Origin of the sequence: Aggregatilinea sp. (genome assembly GCF_036822615.1) — a bacterium.
In the GTDB taxonomy this organism is placed as follows: Bacteria; Chloroflexota; Anaerolineae; order Aggregatilineales; family Aggregatilineaceae; genus Aggregatilinea.
Genome location: NZ_DAISHJ010000078.1, coordinates 13,083 through 13,552 on the forward strand (window position 1 = coordinate 13,083; position 470 = coordinate 13,552).

Genomic DNA, 470 nt, shown 5'->3' on the forward strand with positions numbered 1-470 from the left:
AGGATGCGTCTCAGCTCGACGGCACGTCGAGGCCGACCGCGCGCTGCGCCGCCAGCGGTAGGGCTGGCTCGCGGCCCTGCACGGCCAGGTAGGCCGCATTGGCCTGCTCGTGCGCAACGTCCCAGCGGTAGCCGCAGCGTGGACAGATGAACGTATCGCCCTCGCGCCGGGCATCGGGACGGTTGCAGTTGATACAGCGAAACATGAGAGGTGTCCTTTCTCCGCGCCCGCCGGAGCATTCACTCCAGCGGGCCGCGTGCCGTCACCCGCCGCGCTACGAGCCCGCGCCGGTGCTGAAGTACGAGAAGCGCCAGCCGCCCGCCGCGTTGGCGTGGCTGCCCCCGAAGACGTGGCGGATCTTCCAGCCGATCGTGTCGGTGTCGAAGTCGCCCTGCATCGGATCGATCAGCCCGCCGCTGCCCAGCGCGTTCGGGCTGCGCCGGAACATCGTAAATCTGTAACACGCTGTA

2 protein-coding genes are annotated in these 470 nt (G+C 68.7%); both read right to left on the minus strand.

Annotated elements, in window-relative coordinates; genetic code table 11:
• Nucleotides 1–10: 10 nt before the first annotated feature.
• Complete coding sequence (locus V7116_RS17955; RefSeq protein ID WP_324393340.1) at nt 11–205, minus strand: hypothetical protein; 195 nt, start codon at nt 203–205, stop codon at nt 11–13.
• A 69-nt stretch (nt 206–274) separates the two neighbouring features.
• The coding region (locus tag V7116_RS17960) for a hypothetical protein (RefSeq protein ID WP_324393341.1) at nt 275–470 on the minus strand (196 nt) is incomplete at its 5' end.